13 protein-coding genes, 3 tRNA genes and 1 pseudogene are annotated in these 16,495 nt (G+C 37.9%); 4 read left to right on the top strand and 13 right to left on the bottom strand.

What is annotated here, in order from left to right; all coding sequences use genetic code 11:
- Nucleotides 1–15 precede the first annotated feature (15 nt).
- The 5 genes from ACTFWY_RS15960 to ACTFWY_RS15940 form a co-directional block, all read right to left on the bottom strand.
- A complete protein-coding gene (locus ACTFWY_RS15960; protein ID WP_005471595.1) occupies nt 16–846 on the bottom strand; it encodes a fructosamine kinase family protein in 831 nt (276 codons plus the stop codon).
- Nucleotides 847–860: 14 nt separating this feature from the next.
- The gene (locus ACTFWY_RS15955; RefSeq protein WP_005471589.1) at nt 861–1,637 is read right to left on the bottom strand and encodes a tyrosine-protein phosphatase; all 777 of its coding nucleotides are present in this window, start codon (nt 1,635–1,637) and stop codon (nt 861–863) included.
- A gap of 237 nt (nt 1,638–1,874) precedes the next feature.
- On the bottom strand, nt 1,875–3,263 hold the full coding sequence (locus ACTFWY_RS15950) for an L-cystine transporter (RefSeq protein ID WP_003127320.1): 1,389 nt from the start codon (nt 3,261–3,263) through the stop codon (nt 1,875–1,877).
- A 338-nt stretch (nt 3,264–3,601) separates the two neighbouring features.
- Nucleotides 3,602–4,930 carry an aminopeptidase C gene (locus ACTFWY_RS15945; protein ID WP_005471586.1) on the bottom strand — a complete coding sequence of 443 codons (1,329 nt, stop codon included), beginning with the start codon at nt 4,928–4,930 and terminating at the stop codon, nt 3,602–3,604.
- A 117-nt stretch (nt 4,931–5,047) separates the two neighbouring features.
- Nucleotides 5,048–6,064, bottom strand: coding sequence for an acyltransferase family protein (locus ACTFWY_RS15940; RefSeq protein WP_005471584.1), 1,017 nt, complete (start codon nt 6,062–6,064; stop codon nt 5,048–5,050).
- Nucleotides 6,065–6,269: 205 nt separating this feature from the next.
- Between ACTFWY_RS15940 and ACTFWY_RS15935 the strand changes: the two genes are divergently transcribed.
- Together ACTFWY_RS15935 and ACTFWY_RS15930 are read left to right on the top strand one after the other, a co-directional pair.
- Entirely contained in the window at nt 6,270–6,659 is a 390-nt protein-coding gene (locus ACTFWY_RS15935) for a GntR family transcriptional regulator (protein ID WP_003127317.1), read from the top strand.
- Nucleotides 6,656–8,026 carry a PH domain-containing protein gene (locus ACTFWY_RS15930; RefSeq protein ID WP_003127316.1) on the top strand — a complete coding sequence of 457 codons (1,371 nt, stop codon included), beginning with the start codon at nt 6,656–6,658 and terminating at the stop codon, nt 8,024–8,026. Before ACTFWY_RS15935 ends, ACTFWY_RS15930 begins: the two co-directional genes overlap by 4 nt.
- Before the next feature lie 277 nt (nt 8,027–8,303).
- On the opposite strand, the gene ACTFWY_RS15925 is transcribed toward ACTFWY_RS15930, so the two are convergent.
- Nucleotides 8,304–8,864 (bottom strand): YdeI/OmpD-associated family protein, encoded by a 561-nt coding sequence (locus ACTFWY_RS15925; protein ID WP_003127314.1) that lies wholly within the window; start codon nt 8,862–8,864, stop codon nt 8,304–8,306.
- 322 nt (nt 8,865–9,186) lie between these two features.
- Nucleotides 9,187–9,260: transfer RNA gene (locus ACTFWY_RS15920), tRNA-Asn, on the bottom strand.
- 174 nt (nt 9,261–9,434) lie between these two features.
- Here ACTFWY_RS15920 and ACTFWY_RS15915 point away from each other — a divergent pair.
- A tRNA-Thr gene (locus tag ACTFWY_RS15915) sits at nt 9,435–9,507 on the top strand.
- A gap of 168 nt (nt 9,508–9,675) precedes the next feature.
- On the opposite strand, the gene ACTFWY_RS15910 is transcribed toward ACTFWY_RS15915, so the two are convergent.
- The 4 genes and pseudogenes from ACTFWY_RS15910 to ACTFWY_RS15895 all read right to left on the bottom strand — a co-directional run bounded on the left by ACTFWY_RS15910 (nt 9,676) and on the right by ACTFWY_RS15895 (nt 14,562).
- Nucleotides 9,676–10,113: a helix-turn-helix domain-containing protein gene (locus tag ACTFWY_RS15910; RefSeq protein ID WP_003127312.1), complete on the bottom strand. Its 438-nt coding sequence runs from the start codon at nt 10,111–10,113 to the stop codon at nt 9,676–9,678.
- Between the two features lie 3 nt (nt 10,114–10,116).
- A complete protein-coding gene (locus ACTFWY_RS15905; protein ID WP_003127311.1) occupies nt 10,117–11,688 on the bottom strand; it encodes an ATP-binding cassette domain-containing protein in 1,572 nt (523 codons plus the stop codon).
- Between the two features lie 347 nt (nt 11,689–12,035).
- Nucleotides 12,036–13,645, bottom strand: a pseudogene (locus tag ACTFWY_RS15900) (ATP-binding cassette domain-containing protein).
- A gap of 482 nt (nt 13,646–14,127) precedes the next feature.
- Nucleotides 14,128–14,562 (bottom strand): universal stress protein, encoded by a 435-nt coding sequence (locus ACTFWY_RS15895; RefSeq protein ID WP_003127309.1) that lies wholly within the window; start codon nt 14,560–14,562, stop codon nt 14,128–14,130.
- A gap of 527 nt (nt 14,563–15,089) precedes the next feature.
- Between ACTFWY_RS15895 and ACTFWY_RS15890 the strand changes: the two genes are divergently transcribed.
- Nucleotides 15,090–15,434: an iron-sulfur cluster biosynthesis family protein gene (locus ACTFWY_RS15890; protein WP_003127308.1), complete on the top strand. Its 345-nt coding sequence runs from the start codon at nt 15,090–15,092 to the stop codon at nt 15,432–15,434.
- Nucleotides 15,435–15,534: 100 nt separating this feature from the next.
- On the opposite strand, the gene ACTFWY_RS15885 is transcribed toward ACTFWY_RS15890, so the two are convergent.
- Together ACTFWY_RS15885 and ACTFWY_RS15880 are read right to left on the bottom strand one after the other, a co-directional pair.
- Nucleotides 15,535–16,185 (bottom strand): HAD-IA family hydrolase, encoded by a 651-nt coding sequence (locus ACTFWY_RS15885; RefSeq protein ID WP_003127307.1) that lies wholly within the window; start codon nt 16,183–16,185, stop codon nt 15,535–15,537.
- 201 nt (nt 16,186–16,386) lie between these two features.
- Nucleotides 16,387–16,460: transfer RNA gene (locus ACTFWY_RS15880), tRNA-Asn, on the bottom strand.
- Nucleotides 16,461–16,495: the final 35 nt, after the last annotated feature.

The following is a 16,495-nucleotide window of genomic DNA, read 5'->3' as shown; positions in this document are numbered from 1 at the left end:
CTTGCCAAATGCCTCCTAATATCTACTCAAAATCTCATCTACATTATTGCCGTAACTTTCACCGAATAGATTCAAATGAACCAATAAATAGTACAACTGATACACAGGAACCCGCTCTTGCCAATTTTTTTCCAGCGGGAAGACTTGCTGATAGCGTTGGAAAAATTCCGGACGAAATCCGCCGAATAATTGCGCCATCGCCAGATCAAGTTCGCGATCACCAAAGGATACAGCCGGATCAATGAAAACTGGATCACCCTTCTGATCAAACAGCACATTGCCGCGCCAAAAGTCACCATGCAGTAAAGAAGGTTGAACCTGTCGACCTGACCACTCTTGATACAGCGTTTCTTTCAGATTTAGGTACTTATCTTCTCGGCGAGGATTCCAATGATTTCCTAACTTGGCCAATTCCACCTGAACGTCTAAGCGGCACGTGGTATAAAAACTCACCCAATCCTCTGCCGCGGGATTCACCTGCGGCAATAAGCCAATAAAGTTGTCCTGTTCAAATCCAAACGTTGGGCTTGTTTGCCGATGGATCTCAGCTAAAGCAGTGGCGATCGACTCTTGATCACCTTCACCAACATCGATCCATTCTAGCAAAAGGTAGGCGCCATGTTCGTTATCTCCATATTGATAAACGGCGGGTACGCGAACATAGGGACGTAATTGTGCCAATCCTGCTGCTTCTGCTTGAAAAAACTGCTGGGATACTCCTGGATGATACTTCAAGAAATACTGTCTTTCTTCTGACCGCAACCGGAACGTCTGATTCACGTCACCCCCGCTGATCGGCGTTAATGTTCCGGATAACCCAAACTGGGCAAGCAATTCCTGATTCATGTTGGACACATCCTTTACTCGGTAAAGTGGGCGTGAAAATACTCTTTTTCGTCTTTTGTGATTGCCAGTCCTTCTTTTAAATACTGATCCACCGTGCCAAATTCTTTTTTGATCGCTGCTAAACTTTCATCAAGAAAACTTTCTTTTGCACTCATCAATGTGGTGATGGCTTCAAGAACTTCAGGCGGCATTTGCTGCGCCATAGGGGCAAATTTCTCTTTTAAAAAAGGCCCCAGATAGCGATTCGTTGCCAGATAGTCTTGTTTGATAGTTGATTGATCCACCTCTAATAAAGATAAGAGCAGAAATGCCCCGAAGCCTGTTCGATCTTTCCCTGCTGTACAATGAAATAGGGTTGCTCCTGCTTCCGCATTTTCTAATACCAAGTCAAAAAAATGACGGTATTGCTTTCGAGCATGCGGACTTTCGACAAAGTGGCGATATACCTTCTTCATCTGATCTTCTGCATCATCCCCATCTGCCAGCTTTTGCTTCAATGTCTCTGGTGATAAGGAAACCATCGTTTCATCTTCGCTAAAAATCGGCAAAAAGAACTGCTGGGCATAACGGATTGGCTGATCTGGCTGTGCTTTGGCTTCTTCATAGGAACGAAAATCAATGATTTGATTGATGCCATAGTTGCTCAATGTTGCTTGATCTGTCTCAGACAGCTCATTGATCGCGGCACTACGAATCAGTTTTTTCCGCTTAATGGTCTTCCCTGATGTCGTTTTATAACCGCCTAATTCTCTGACATTTGCTGCATTTTCTAACTGAATCAGTTGTGTCATCTTGATCCCTCCTGCGCCTGTATACAAAAAGTATAGCAGAAACCCATAAAAAAAGCGGTGAATATTTCTTTATTATTCTCTCATCTACTAAAGATAGCGGTCAGAGTAAGCCATAATGACACATAATAACAATAGTGACTCTGATTTTTGGTCACAAAAAAAGAAAGACCACACGCAGTCTTTCTTAATAAACACTCTTTTGTTATCACTTGATTTTAGTAGCGGCTTCTACTTGAATCAATCGGCATCAATCACAGCAGTTTGACTTTCAAGTGTTGCACGATCTAGTTCATGGATACGACTGCTAGTCACCACACCGGCAACCATGCTGTCACTGACATTAACCAGTGTTCGAGCCATATCGATCAGTGGTTCAACAGAAATGACTAGACCAACGATTGCGATCGGCAAGTTCATTGATCCTAAAACGATCAATGAAGCAAAGGTTGCCCCACCACCGACACCAGCAACACCAAAAGAACTGATGGTTACGACCGCCACCAAAAGCAGGATAAACTGCCAATCAAAGACATTGATTCCTACCGTAGGCGCTACGATCGTGGCTAACATCGCCGGATACACACCAGCACAGCCATTTTGTCCAATTGACAAGCCAAAGCTACCAGCAAAATTGGCGGTTGCTTCGTCGACACCTAGCGCTTTTGTTTGCGTTTCGATATTCAATGGCAACGCACCGGCACTTGAGCGTGAAGTAAATGCAAAACTTAACACTGGAAAAGCTTTCTTGAAATAAGTAATTGGATTGACTTTTACACTCGCTAACAACAAGGAATGAACGAGCAAGACAATGATCAATGCTGCATAAGAAGCTAAAATAAATTTCCCAAGATTTAGGATCGCTTCGAAATCACTTGATGCTAGAACATTTGTCATCAACGCCAATACACCATAAGGAGTCAACCGCAACACAAGTGTGACGATTCGCATCACGATCTTGTACAAGCTATCCATTAGATCAGCAAACGTTTGCGCCTCTTTCGGGGCTTTTTTCTTCACCCCTAAGTAGGCAATCCCTACAAAAGCAGAAAAAATTACCACTCCAATCGTACTCGTTGAACGTGTCCCAGCTAGATCGGCAAAAACATTATTCGGAATAAAGGATACGATCTGTTGAGGAATTGACAAGTCTTGGACTTGGGTAGAACGTTCTGCCAACTCAGCGATCCGTGCGGTCTCCGCTGCGCCTTCAGTAAAACTCGCACCGTCTAAACCAAACAACATAACCATCACGATTCCGATCAGTGCAGCGATTGCTGTCGTGCCCAACAAAGTAGCCAACACAGTAAAGCTGATTTTTTTGATTTTTTCGCTTTCTTTCATCTTGGTAAATGCCCCGACGATCGAAACAAAAACCAATGGCATGATCAACATTTGCAGCAGTGCTACATAGCCGTTCCCCACCATTGTGATCCACTCTAGTGATTGGGTGATCACTTCCGAGCCAGTTCCAAAGATCGCCTGTAAGATACCACCAAAAAGTATCCCGACAAACAACGCTGTAAACACTCGTGTAGAGAATTTCAGATGACGCTTTTGCATCAGGTAGAACCCATAAATAAGGGCAGCAAAAATAAGTACAACAATAACTATAAACAGATTTGTCATTAGTCTCCTCCTTTAACATTAAGTAAAATGACAAAGTCTGTCAGTGGAAGTAAAGGTTCCCAGTGACCATTCTTCAACAGTTCACTCTAATGAGACGTGTGGCATCATTAGTGACTGTTTTATTTTATAGAAAGAATGGCGATCTTACAATTAATAAGTTTCACATTTTTCTGCTAAAGATCATAAAAATGGACAAAAAAAGCTGTGACAGCGCAGCTAATAAACGGTCCATCAAACAAATTGGTCTACCTGATAGAAAATGAACCGTTTCTATCTCAGTCCTCGTAAAATTTGTTCGATCGTCTCTTAACATACGCCCACAGCTTTTCATTTCTTCATTATGCTAAAGCTCCCATAGGGTCCCAAGGAGCTAAGACTTGCGGCTCTGCTTCAAAAGCAGCGAGTTGTTCGGCCGTCAAAAATTCCTTGCGAACAACGATTTGATAGGTGTACTCATCCATCCATTCATCACTCATTACAAAAAATCCATTGGTACCGACTTTTTCTCCCCAGCTGTTTTCGACTTTCCATTTTGTTGATTTGCCATCAACGATGTCCACACCAGTCAAGACCATCGCATGGGTCATCAGACTTTCACCATAATCTAAACGTTGAGCTTTCGTCATCGTGAAATCGATATCGAATAAGTCGTTCATATCATACGCATCCAATGCCATGATTCCAGAATCACGGGTAGAAGATTGCCCAACATCACAGCCAAACCAGACAGATTCTCCTTGTTCTAATTGGGCAATCGCCAATTTTTTGAATGTTTCCATATCCACATTCAAATATTTCACTTCTTTACCTCCAACAACGTTCCCCAACATTTCCACTGTATAGGACTTGTTATAAGGTTTGTCAGCAGTAGGGGCGTTGATGATGCTTACATAATCATCCAGATCTACCCCTACATATTTGTCATAAAATGTTTGCGGCGTCAGTCCGCGATCAATATGATAATTTTTCTCTTCATCACGGTATTCAAAGTCAAACGTTTCTGGTGGAGTCCCCAAAGAAGTCGCTAAGAAATTGTAGATTTCTTGTAGCATCCCTTCTTTTGCTTCTTGAATAGCTGCTTCGGATTGTCCATCCGCCACTAATTGGCGCAATGTCCCAGCATCTTTGCGCAATTTTTTGTTCAAGTAGTTGTTCAAGTCACGGGAATTCGATGAATTACTGCTTTCTGGCATCACTGCTTTTGGCACGACACCATATTTTTGAAAGATCGACACGATCATATCCCATTGTCCGCCATCTTGTTGGGGTGTTTGCAGCAAGAAAGCAACCTTGCGGCTAGATAAAGGCTCTTGTGCTGTTGCCAAGACATTTTCATAAAAATAGTTGGCTTTTTCATATTTATCCCAGAAAAAAGTATGGTTCTGTGACAATTCAAAGTCCTTCAAATTAAAGGCATTCAACATTTTGTGACGGAATGTGTTCAATGCTGCAAACATCCAGCAGCGACCTGATTGTTTTTGGTTTGACACTTTGCCAGTCGTCACATCAACTGAAAAGACTGGTACATTGTTGACATGGCCTTGAATCGTTTCTGCTGAAGCAGTGATCCCGTTTTTGACCACGCCTCTTTGCAGTGCATTTTGCTTGTTATTTTGCTGATACGCTTCAGCAAATTTTTCAGTAGTATTTTTGGAAATTTCTGACATATTTCTCCATCCTTTCACTTTATTCTCTTCATTTTACTCTTGTCCAAATCAAATAACAACCGCCTGAGCAAAAGTCTGGCAGATCCAAACTTGCGAAGGCGGTGTTTCCATTTAGATTCAGTTCGCAATCATGAAGATACCCAAGCCCAATAGGACAAAAGAAATCCCTTCTTCAAAACGGGCGTAGAACTGCCGAACAGGTCTGCTGGCTAATAGGATCGTCAGTAAAACACTGACGACGATCAACGCCATAAATCCGAGCAGTGACAAGTTTAGTTCAGTGATTGCCAGTGCTCTCAATCCTTTAATAAAGATCCCTTGCAGCAAATAGACTAACAGTGTGTTCTTGCCCCATTTGGTAAAAAACAGCTGTTGCCGTGGGACGAGTCGCAGAAAACCAATGATCCCCAGCAGTCCAATCACAAAGAACACCCCTCGTAATGGTCCTCCGAACAATGGATAGCTCAGATAGTCTTCATAAGGTTTCGAGCCAAAGACCATGTACTTATTCATCCCATGGAAAAGCGCAATAAACAAGTAGATAATCGGCAAGAAAACCAGACTGATTTTTTTTATTCGTGTTCCTTGTAAAAACTGCATCTCATTTTTAGGAAAATAAAAACCGATGATAAAAAATGGTAGAAAGACAAATGTCCGCTGCAGTGTCAGAACTTGATTAATAAAAGGGAGGTAACCAGCAAAAATGCTCAGCAGCACACTAAGCAAGATGGCTTTTCTGGCAGTCATTTTCTGAAAAAAGACGAGAGAAAGCTGCCAAAAGAACATGCTGAGTAAGAACCACAATGCCCATTGAGGGTTGAGCAGCTGAATATTCAACGACGCGTCAAGTCCAATCACCCAGTAATAAACTGTATAAAAAAGTTGAAAAAACACATAAGGAAGTAGAAACTTTTTGACCAGATCTCGAACTTTTGAACCTTTTGTGAGCGGTTTGGCAAAATAACCTGCTAAAAAAACAAAGGCTGGCATATGAAAGGTAAAAATAAAATAGTACAGATCATGATAAAACTTGTGATCACCAATGAATGGTTGCAATAAGTGGCTGAAAACCACTAAAATCATTAATAAAAATTTTGCATTATCGAAGTAAGCCGTCCTCGGGGAGTGGCTCATAATGTCTCCTCCTTTATTTTTTCTAACTAAAAGCATACCGTAATATTCAGTCACTGCGATAACAAAGTGATTGCAAAACAGCAACGAAAAATTTCAGTTTATTACTCCTAATGCTGCGAAGTGAGTTCCTTATAGAGAGGATGATTATTGATTGCATGTTCCATCTATTTGTATTAATATAGATAATACAAAGGAGAGAGCGCCAGTGCAATTCGAAATCAAACCTCAAAGCAATACACCCATCTATCAACAATTACGCGATCAAATCATTCTTGGGATCGCAACAGGCGAATTAGCTGTCGGCGAACTACTTCCCTCTGTCCGTCAACTTGCAGAAGAGATTGGCATCAACACGATGACTATTTCTAAAGCCTATAATTCACTGAAAGAAGACGGGCTGCTGATTACCGATCGGCGCAAAGGAACTGCTGTCGCAGCGCCTCGCAGCTTTACCTTCTCCGAAGAAGAATATTATCAACAACAGCTGCAGCTGCAAGTAGCCTCTGCATTGATTCACGGAAAAAGCGAAGCAGCGATCATTGCCGATATTCAGCAATGTTTAGAACAGTTTTCTGAAAGGACCGAATTGAAATGAATTACATTTTCTTTGGCATAAATCTGATCGTCATTTTTTCTATCGCTTTTACAATGAATCTGCTCAGTAAGCCCCACAAAAACGTATTATTGGAAAATACATTATCTCCTGATCACTTGCAGCATCCGGACGTTTTGGCGTTAGTTGCTGAATACCGCCGCCGTATTATGCAGTTTGTCGGTATCTTAAGTGTAGCAAGTCTGATTTTTTTGTTCAATTTATATGGCTCTATCCTCATGACCTTTTTCTGGCTGCTCTTGTTTTTGCTTCTGGGGGCAAGCTACGTCTTACAAATTCATTATATTGGAAAAATGCACGAACTAATTGAGCATAAGAACTGGGGACTCCCTATCGATCCTGTTTTAGTAGACACCAAATTGATCCAGCAAAAAAATAGAAAACTGTTGCCATTAGTCAGTTTTCTTCCATCATTGTTATTAGTCATTGCTGGTGTAATTTATTTCCCTACCGCGGAGAACGGACCCGGTTGGCTATTCAGCCTCATCAACTGCTTGATCTTTTTGCTTTTCCTCTATTTATGGCAAGTGATTCGCCGCTTACCAGTACGTCCATTGACGAAGGATTTTCAAATCAATCAACAGTTCAATGATTTAACGAAATTCTATTGGTCCCTTCTGGTCGTCTTAATGAGCACGGGCACACTGCTATTGTTTTTTGTTCCACTGCTCTCGACCCAGTTGACGGGGGTAGTTGGAGAGTTATCCGCTGTTCTTTTCGTCTTGTTACTGGTCTTCTTGATGGTCGTTCCTTTTGGGCTATTGCTGCGATTACGAAAAAAACAAGATCAATTGTTGGCTTCTACGGAACAACGGTATTATGATGAAGACCGTTATTGGCGTTATGGCGTGTACATTAATCCAACAGATCCTCGATTATTTGTCCCTGACCGCGTGGGGTTGAATATCGGTATCAACTTAGGCAAAAAGACCGGAAAAGGTTTAGCAATCGGCACCGGCATTCTGATGATCGCGATCATGGTTGTCACTATCGTTCCTTTGTATCAATTAGATTTTAATCCTGATGCAATAAGTGGAGAGATGACAGATCAATCCGTACAGTTTGATGCCCCATTAGCTAGCCGACAAACGATTCCGTTGGATGAAATCAGAACAGTCACGCTTGTTGATACACTTCCAGAGCCAACGGTTCGCACAATGGGGATGGCGACAGATCATTACCTGACAGGCAACTTTAACGTTGCTGGTCAATCTGCGAAACTATTCATGGACAAACGATCGCAACCCATTCTTCGGCTCTCGACAGCCGATATCACGATCTACTATACGAACAAAGACGCCTCTGAGACCGTCAAACTGTATGAGACTCTGGAGCAAAAGCTTCAGTAGGCAATAAGAAGATATTTAGCAAGCAAGACAAACAAGCGAAGCGACACCTGCAATTAGTAAAAATTGCCCGAGTCGCTTCGCTTGATTTTTCATGCTTCTTAGCTATCAGGACTGTGCCATATGTCATCATCCAACAAGTTAAACCGAATAATAGTCTGTTGCTAGGATAGATTCCTCTGACTTTTGCGACGAGGAGTCCCTGCACCGCAGGAGCAATAATCATTAATGTTCGGATAGTGTTACTTGTAGGAGACTTATGGCACAGTCCCAAAAATCGCTACATTGGTTTCAGATTCTTCGCTAGCCGTTCAATCATCCAAGACAAACGCTTTTCGCGTCCAGTGTCGGTTTTTGCATCATAGTATGCCCGCGTGTAGGTCTTTTTGACAGAGAGAGACATTGCTTGGAAATTTGTATAAGCTGCCTCATGTTTCTTTAATAAGCTTGCTACGGTATAGATTTGTTCCTCCGAAATCTTTGGAGACTGAACCGCATCCCATTGACCGTTTTTCTTGGCCTCTTCTATTTTTCTTCGACCATAATCAGTCATTAGTCCTTGGCTTTCCAATGTTTCAGCTAGTGCTTTGTTTTTTTCTGACCACTTGCTGTTCTTTCTGCGCCTCGCAAAGTATTTCTTGTATGTTTTATCATCAATCTTTTGCATGACGCCATCGATCCAGCCAAAACAAAGCGCTTCTTCAAGTGCCTCGTGAGCCTTTATCGTCTTAGGACCGCCAGCTTTTCCGATCAAAAGCCAAACCCCTTCACTTGATACACCATACTCTTGAAGCCAGTCACGAAATTCATTTCTATTTGTAAATGTAATGCTGTTGTCCATAGAATCCCTCTCATCTTCTTTATCCACTTTGGACACCTTTTTAAGGAAACTGGGTCTTGACTTGCGCAATAGTCGAATGAGTCATTTTCCAATAAATCACTGTGGGGTAGGTCAACATATAAGCATCGTAAAGCAACAGACAACTATCGAGTCTCTGAAATAAAGTGACTTCCCTATGTCGACTGCTTTGCTTATCCAAAAAACAAGTAGCCGCAAGGAGATAAACTGTTGAATCTATCTATAAAGCAACCCCCCTGAATTTCAGGGGGGTTTGCTTTACCCATCCATCATCTTTTCATCAATGGGGACGTTTTATTTATGACTCCGGCAGTAGGACTCGAACCTACGACATCATGATTAACAGTCATGCGCTACTACCAACTGAGCTATGCCGGAAGAATCTACCTGTAATATAGCAAATATTCAGATAAGTTGGCAAGTGAAAAAAGAAATTTTTGCTTCTTTGTCTTGTTGTTCACCTTTTTTGACAAAAAATCCCAGTACTCTTGAAAAAATGGAATTGACAAACAGCAGGCTTTCAGGTATTCTATATCTTGTGTTAAATAACAAGCCGCTTTAGCTCAGTTGGTAGAGCGCATCCATGGTAAGGATGAGGTCGACGGTTCAAGCCCGTCAAGTGGCTTTCTCAAAACAACGTTCTTGGGACGTTGTTTTTTTGTTTGCAGTTAGCACCGATGATTTTCAGTTGCTCCTTATTTCAACAACGAAAATGATAAACGGTCCATGCATTGCATCACTATTTCACACTGTTCATTATGTTCATTTGAACAATCATAAATATCAATGATTCTCAAGAATAACTTCTTAGCCTATTATTTATCCAGTCACCAAAACTAGCTACGTATTCTATAGGGCCTTGTATTATTACTCTGGCTTGTTCTTTAGAAATTGCCTGATAAAAGAACTGTCGGTTTTCTCCATCGTATACATTGTTATATTGATTCAACAAATCATTTTTTAAATTTTCAACTAACCTCATACTAGAGATTGGAATATTAATGACGAGTATTGAACCCGTTTTAAAATGATTCTCGTTTTCAAAAAAGTTAGTAACAGGGTTCTCAACTGACTGACCTATAAAACGATACACTTCGGATTTCAAAAATTTCCATTGTCCACCAATCTTTTGCCCTTTTAATTTACCATCAGACAAGTAGTTTCTAATAGTTCTTGTAGTTACTCCCAATGCATCCGCAACTTCAGATACACTTAGCAAATCGTGATTCATAGTTTATCTCCTTACATTAATAATTTTGTTCGCGTATTTCTTGAATGATTTATCATGGGTTGTATATAAAATAATTTTCTCTTGTGATTTGATTGTAATGAAATTCAATATTGCATTTGCAGATTCTTTATCTATATTACTAATGCTTTCATCTAAAATATATAATTCTGCATCAGATATAATTAATCTACATACTGCAATTCTTTGTTTTTCTCCTCCAGATAAATTCGCACCATTTTCTAATAATACACTATCCCAATGCTTTTCTTTAAATATCGGACTTAAAATACCAGATGTTTCAATCAAATATTTTTCATCTCTGGTTAGTTTTCTTCCCATTCCTATATTGTTTTCTAATGACGTAGACAAAATCGTTGGATCTTGTGAAATATAAGCAATTTTATTCCTTAAACTTGAATTTTCCAAGCTGTTAATTTCTAATCCATTGATCTTTATTCCTTTAGATTTTCTAAATTTCAACATCAGTCTCAATAGAGAAGTTTTTCCACTACCAGAATCTCCTTCTATATAAACTATATCCCCTTTATTCACTACTTCTTTTAAATTATAATTAAAAATTTGTTTATTTATTAAAAATGATGGGAAATTAAACTCAATATTGTTTATATTTTGTATTTTTATTTCCCCATTTTCTTCACGTAATAAGTCAAGATTATTCTTAATGAACTCATTAGAAATAGTTAAAGATTTATAATCTACATTTGCCTTAGATAAATCACTTAAAGCGGAATAATACATTGGAATAACAATACTTAGAATAATTAAATTTCCCACAGGAAATTCATTTTGAACAATTAATATACTCGCCCAAATATAAGTCATATTTTGAACCAATTGATTAATAAAGACAATAGCATTACTAGTAACTTGTGCATATTTATTATTATTTGCTAATGAATCATACATTGCAATCATCTTTGGTTTAAGCAGATGTTCTAATGCAGATACATTAGCTTGGGATTTTATATTATCCACATTTGATAATGTCACAATTAAATCTTTATTTGCACTTGCAGCATCTTTTTGCATTTTTTCCATTCTAATAGATAATTGCTTGTTAATATGCTTAAAGCCAACTAAATTTAAAGGAAGTAATATCAATAAGAGCAAAAAAATTTTCCATGATATAAATCCAACAATTCCTAGAGATAACAAAATTACAAAACATGACTTTACTATAGTCGATACACTATTAATCAAAAATAAATATAAAGAATCCACTGAAGTAAATATACGATTAATTAAATACGTGGGTTCTTTTTCAATAAAACCATCATAAGAAATTTTAGTCAGCTTACTTATCAGTTTGAACAAATAATTCGAATTAAACTTTGCTGCAAAATTTTCTCTATACACGAGCATGAAAGTCTGCAATAAGAAAGAAAACAACATAACTATAACTATAAAGAGCATTATCTCATAGGTTAGTTTGATCTTATTTTCATTAAAATATTGTATGAATAGAGGAGTAATCATTGATGTTAAAGAGCCAATAACAACTAATAGACTGGTTATTAATACAAATTGCTTATTTTCTTTTAGAACATTTTTCATATTTTTTCCTCTTTTTCGTTTTATTTTTCATAATTGTACTCTTTATCATTTATAAAAGTCAATTATTTCCCTTAAATTAGGAAAAAATACGAAAAAACAAAACGACACTTCAATTAGAAAATATACGAACACCTGCCTTGAATAAAGCAACTACAAACTATTTAAATAGTACGTGTGGGAAATTAGTCGGAAGTGGGAAATTAAATAGTTACGGAAAACAGGAAAATGGAGAGTTATTGCAGAAAAAATAAACTAGCATAAACATTCCCAGCTTATTTCGTATTCAGACCTTGCTGCTCTCCAGTTAGTCGTAGTTAGTCTATTTACTCCGTATACGGTGAAATCACTTATCTGATTTTATAACCATTACTAAGTACGATTACTTCATCAACAATTTCAAGGTTTTTCGGACGATGGGTAATCATAAGGACGATCCTATTCTTAAATATTTTCATTACTTCTTTGAGCAACTTTTCTTCGGTTGATTCATCCAATGCCGAAGTGGCCTCATCTATCACTATTATCTCTGCAGTAGAAAAGAACATTCTCGCAAACGCAATACGCTGCTTCTCTCCACCAGAAATATTAGAACCTTTTTCACCAATTCGTGTATCTAATCCTTCTTCAAGTGAATGATAAAAATGTCCTAATTGACATTTCTCTAGTGCCTCTATTACTTGAATATCTGGTATATTTTTGTCAAAAACAATATTTTCTTTTAATGTTCCCTGAAAAATAGGAGCATCTTGTGAGAGATAGAAAATATGATTGTAGTATTCATTTAAATTATACGAAGATAAATTCTTATGATTCACAAAAATATCTCCACTAGTGGGTTTGAATAATCCCAATATAACTTTCATCAAAGAAGATTTCCCAGCTCCACTTTCTCCAACAAGTCCAAAATTTTATCTTTCTCTAAGTCTAAATTGAAATCTTTCAATATTCGTTTGTTTTGAATGGTTAAATTTAAATTGGTCAGACTGATAGTTGCTATGGATTGTATAGGTGCTCCTTCGATGAAGAGGCCTTCATCATTTGAAGTATCATAAAAATCTTGTAATCGTTGATATGTAACTTTATCCAAATGATATTGGACAAAAACTACATTGAAGATAGCAATTGGTGTATAAACTCTATCGACATAAGTAACCAACGCGACTAATCCACCTAAACTAATAGATATAACGTTTGCAAATGTTAATATAACGATGACTAATTTAATGACCGCAACTAGAAAAGCAAAAAAGCCAAAGAAAAATTCATGTATCATTGTCATTTTTATTAAATTGTTTGTTGTAGAAATTGACATTTCGTGATAGTTAGCTATTTCTTTTTTATAGCGTTTATTTATTCGAAAAGTAACCATTTCTGTGATGCCACGTATTAAAGTATTATTCATTATTTCTTCAGAGATTAGTGAGTTTTCTTTTATAGCTTTTAATATTTTCAACAAATACTTGGTTACAATAAAGATAAAAATGTAGCCGATTAAAATGGCTGGAACTAATTTTAAATCGATTATCGCTATAAAAAACAAATTAAAAAAAGTTTCTGGTATTAACTCTCTAAAAAGTCTTCCGTAAAAGTTTAAATGAATGTTTCTACCAGCGCTTGACCCAGCCTCAACTTTTTGCAAAAGCGAGCCCGAACCAATCTTTAGATATTCCGAATAGGAAATTCTACTAATCTTGTCTAATGCCATTTCTTTTAAATAAAAGAAAATACCACTTTGGAGTTTCATTTTAGGCTTTTGTTCTAGATAAGAAAATATTGGAACGAAGATAATTGTCAATCCATAAATCACTAGATTTAGAATAGGCATGCTTTGACCAAATGCATCTAGCAACTTTTGAAAATAAAACACATTAATAGCACTTACTAAAGAAACTGCTACACCAATACCGACATAAACTGAGAACTCTATTTTGAAGCGCTTCCAAATTTTTGTAGTCATTTTTCTCCACCATTCTGATACTAAAATAATCTGTTTCCTTCGTTTTTCACATAGTATGTATGCAACTAAAATTTTACTTCATGGCGGGATGAAATTCTAGCAATAAAATAAAGAGAAATCTGTACAAATTATAGATATAATCACAAAACAGCACTATCATTGAAGCTAAAAAATATTATTTTGTTTTCAAACAAATCCAATTGCTTGATTGAAAAGAATCAAATCTAAAATCATCGATAGATACACTACTGCTGTCCATAATACTTTCCTCATGTCTGAATAAAAATATAAAAGTTTTTCTCAAATCTATATCAACTAGATATAGTACAACTGCACTAGATTTTGTTGTATTCACCATGTGTGATTCCTATCTGATAAATCAACTTAGACCTATCAGATTACGTTATCCAAAACTTCATCAAATAAAAAAGGGAAATCAGCAGTTACCTGATTTCCCTTTTTTGATCAAACAAATCAATAGTTTATTTCACAACAAATACCGAACATTTTGCATGGTTGACGACATAGTCAGTTGTCGATCCCACTACAGCTCTTGTGAGAGTTCCTTTACCCGTCGCACCAATCACGATTAGATCAATTGGATAAGTTTCTGTTGCTGCATGGATGATAAATCGCTTAGGGTCTCCTACCTCTACGATCACCGCAACGTCTTCGACACCATGGTTATTTGCATCATAGATTTTCTTTAGCATCTCGGTTTCAACCCTCGTCTTTTCCTGTTCAAATAGCTTTGAAAAAGAATAAGCACTCGTTGAAAGCTCTGCATTGTTAATGATTGAAAGGACATACAGTTTGGCTTTGTTTCGTTTGCAAATATCGACAGCTTCCCAAAAGGCCTTTTCTGATTGCTCAGAACCATCTAACGCAACGAGAACATTTTGACATGTACGCAACATTTTTATCCCCTCCTCTTTAGTTTACCACATTCAAGTGACAGCTGAAAGATTCATGAATGAACTGCTTTGTTATTTTTATTTTTTCTGTTCCAATTGCATGCAATATATGTTTTTTTACTTCATTTCCCATGAATAAACCTTAAACATCTACAAAGATTTCTAGAATTTCATTCAAACAGGCTCTTTCATGCTAGAATCATAGTGAACAACTGATTTGAGGTGAAGACAATGCGTCAATTCTTTCAAGCCCTGTTAACTTTTATTCTGTATATTGGTCTTTTTTTCGTGATTCTCGGATTGATAGCCTACTTCTTACTACGATAGGAACGAAATAACACCTGAGTCTTTGCATCTTAGCATTTCCATGTTAAAATAACAAAAGAAGCAGTGTGCCCTTTTAGTCGTCTTCCCCAAGCTAACTATCTGGTCCAATGCTTTTCGTTATCTGTTTATAAGTTTTTTATGTTCAAGTCAATCAGCCAACAAAGAAAAATAGCAATTGCTTTTATAGAAAGAAGGTACTAGAAATGGAGCTAACGATTACCACAGAAGCAGCACAACGTCTTCCACAAGGTACAACTCAATTTATCTTGACAGCCAATGATGGTTCCAACCAGTTTTCCTCTGCTGAAGGCTGCTGTATGATTGGCGAGCGTTTCTTGATCGCACCTATTGAAGAAATCATTGTTCCTTTTACATTAGAGATCCCTAGCAATTTGTTTACTTTCTATACTTCTGAGTACGACACAATGTTTTTAACTGGTCACCTCGAGTTAATGGTGCATCCGACTTCCGGCACCCTCGTTTTGAAAAATGAGAGTGGCTATCTGGATAATAACGTCTTAGTCCTAAAAACTACTACCATCAAATAACATTCATGAGCTTAAAAAAGAGTCGAAGTAAGTCCCGCTACTAATCAAACATCGCGGGGATAATCACCTTTCTTCCTCTGTTCTAAGCTCTTTTTTGCATTTATTTTCCAGCATGATCCATTCTGATCAATTCCAGCAAATCTAGGGGTTTTTCTGCCAAGGCGACTGCTCCTGCAGAAAGTAGTTCTTCCTCACTACCAAATCCATAAAGAACACCGATCGCGGATAACCCATTGGCTTTTGCTCCTAGAATGTCATGGCTTCGATCACCAATCATTAAGGCACTTGTATTGCCATCCGCCTTCTCTAGTGCATATGCAAGGACTGCCGCTTTTTCTCCCCGCTTATTTTCAAGATCAGCTCCGTAAATTCCTTTGAAGTAATCTGTAAAATCTAAGTAACTTAAAATTTCTTTTGCGAATATCTCTGGTTTTGACGTAGCAATGAAGACATCATGTGTTTCCGAAAGTTCAGCCAAAGTGGTTTCGATTTTTTCGTAAGGCGTAATCTGAAACATCCCTTTTTCTCGATAATTCTCCCGATAATATTTCACAGCACGCTGCGCAGTCTCTTCTGTAAAGCCTAGATCACGAAAAGAATTAATCAGTGGTGGACCAACAAAGGCTCTCAATCCATCGGTTGAGAGAGGTTCATGTCCTAATTTTTCCAGTGCATAGCGAATCGAAGAATAGATTCCTTCGCTAGAATCAATGATCGTACCATCTAAATCAAAAAATAATTGTTGTTTCATGTCATCTCCCCTTTTCCTTATTATAGGAAAAAAAGGACTCTCCCGCAAACGCTTCTTTTTTGAAACATTCGACAAATCGACTGATCTTTTGGTTCCTCAAAATAGTTTTAACTTTTATCTGCAAAAAAAGAGCGATCTTTCCGCTAGTAGAAAGACCGCTCCAAAATGGCAAAAAAAAGATAGCTTCACAGCTATCGATAACTCCGGCAGTAGGACTCGAACCTACGACATCATGATTAACAGTCATGCGCTACTACCAACTGAGCTATGCCGGAATGAAACAGCGTGGCGACGTCCTACTCTCACAAAG

This window comes from Enterococcus sp. 125944 (assembly GCF_051909435.1).
GTDB classification, from domain to species: Bacteria; Bacillota; Bacilli; order Lactobacillales; family Enterococcaceae; genus Enterococcus_D; species Enterococcus_D gallinarum.
The sequence above is the reverse complement of the archived record's forward strand: the minus strand, read 5'-3'. Positions and strand labels throughout refer to the sequence as shown.

Coding starts and splice junctions, on each gene's coding strand:
- ACTFWY_RS15960 (WP_005471595.1), bottom strand. CDS start 846: ATGAATCAGGAATTGCTTGCCCAGTTTGGGTTATCCGGAACATTAACG.
- ACTFWY_RS15955 (WP_005471589.1), bottom strand. CDS start 1,637: ATGACACAACTGATTCAGTTAGAAAATGCAGCAAATGTCAGAGAATTA.
- ACTFWY_RS15950 (WP_003127320.1), bottom strand. CDS start 3,263: ATGACAAATCTGTTTATAGTTATTGTTGTACTTATTTTTGCTGCCCTT.
- ACTFWY_RS15945 (WP_005471586.1), bottom strand. CDS start 4,930: ATGTCAGAAATTTCCAAAAATACTACTGAAAAATTTGCTGAAGCGTAT.
- ACTFWY_RS15940 (WP_005471584.1), bottom strand. CDS start 6,064: ATGAGCCACTCCCCGAGGACGGCTTACTTCGATAATGCAAAATTTTTA.
- ACTFWY_RS15930 (WP_003127316.1), top strand. CDS start 6,656: ATGAATTACATTTTCTTTGGCATAAATCTGATCGTCATTTTTTCTATC.
- ACTFWY_RS15925 (WP_003127314.1), bottom strand. CDS start 8,864: ATGGACAACAGCATTACATTTACAAATAGAAATGAATTTCGTGACTGG.
- ACTFWY_RS15910 (WP_003127312.1), bottom strand. CDS start 10,113: ATGAATCACGATTTGCTAAGTGTATCTGAAGTTGCGGATGCATTGGGA.
- ACTFWY_RS15905 (WP_003127311.1), bottom strand. CDS start 11,688: ATGAAAAATGTTCTAAAAGAAAATAAGCAATTTGTATTAATAACCAGT.
- ACTFWY_RS15895 (WP_003127309.1), bottom strand. CDS start 14,562: ATGTTGCGTACATGTCAAAATGTTCTCGTTGCGTTAGATGGTTCTGAG.
- ACTFWY_RS15890 (WP_003127308.1), top strand. CDS start 15,090: ATGGAGCTAACGATTACCACAGAAGCAGCACAACGTCTTCCACAAGGT.
- ACTFWY_RS15885 (WP_003127307.1), bottom strand. CDS start 16,185: ATGAAACAACAATTATTTTTTGATTTAGATGGTACGATCATTGATTCT.